Source organism: Pauljensenia sp. UMB3104, from assembly GCF_030217285.1.
In the GTDB taxonomy this organism is placed as follows: Bacteria; Actinomycetota; Actinomycetes; order Actinomycetales; family Actinomycetaceae; genus Pauljensenia.
On sequence record NZ_JASONN010000052.1, the window covers coordinates 1 to 1,039 of the forward strand.

Consider the following 1,039-nt stretch of genomic DNA (forward strand, 5'->3'; position numbering starts at 1 on the left):
CGGGGTGTGAAGCGGTGAATTTAAGCCCCAGTAAACGGCGGTGGTAACTATAACCATCCTAAGGTAGCGAAATTCCTTGTCGGGTAAGTTCCGACCTGCACGAATGGCGTAACGACTTCTCCGCTGTCTCAACCGCGAACTCGGTGAAATTGCAGTACGAGTAAAGATGCTCGTTTCGCGCAGAAGGACGGAAAGACCCCGGGACCTTTACTATAGCTTGGTATTGGTGTTCGCTTGGACTTGTGTAGGATAGGTGGGAGACTGTGAAGCTGCCGCGCCAGCGGTGGTGGAGTCGTCGTTGAAATACCATTCTGGTTCAAGCGGTCACCTCAACCTAGACCCGTGATCCGGGTTGGGGACAGTGCCTGGTGGGTAGTTTAACTGGGGCGGTTGCCTCCTAAAATGTAACGGAGGCGCTCAAAGGTTCCCTCAGCCTGGTTGGTAATCAGGTGGCGAGTGCAAGTGTACAAGGGAGCTTGACTGTGAGACCGACGGGTCGAGCAGGTGCGAAAGCAGGAACTAGTGATCCGGCCATGGCACGTGGGTGCGTGGTCGCTCAACGGATAAAAGGTACCCCGGGGATAACAGGCTGATCTTGCCCAAGAGTCCATATCGACGGCATGGTTTGGCACCTCGATGTCGGCTCGTCGCATCCTGGGGCTGGAGTTGGTCCCAAGGGTTGGGCTGTTCGCCCATTAAAGCGGTACGCGAGCTGGGTTCAGAACGTCGTGAGACAGTTCGGTCCCTATCCTCTGTGCGCGCAGGAAACTTGAGAAGGGCCGTCCCTAGTACGAGAGGACCGGGATGGACGAACCTCTGGTGTGCCAGTTGTACCGCCAGGTGCATGGCTGGTTGGCTACGTTCGGAAGGGATAACCGCTGAAAGCATCTAAGCGGGAAGCCTGCTTCAAGATGAGGTTTCCACGCCCCCCCGTGGGGTGAGAGGCCCCCGCCAGACTAGCGGGTTGATAGGCCAGAGGTGGAAGCACCGCGAGGTGCTCGTGAGCCGACTGGTACTAATGGGCCAACACTAAACAACA

The 1,039-nt window shown here is 56.9% G+C and carries 1 rRNA gene; it reads left to right on the forward strand.

The window, feature by feature from the left end:
• A 23S ribosomal RNA gene (locus tag QP415_RS10710) occupies positions 1 to 1,038 on the forward strand; the annotation flags it as partial.
• Position 1,039 lies beyond the last annotated feature (1 nt).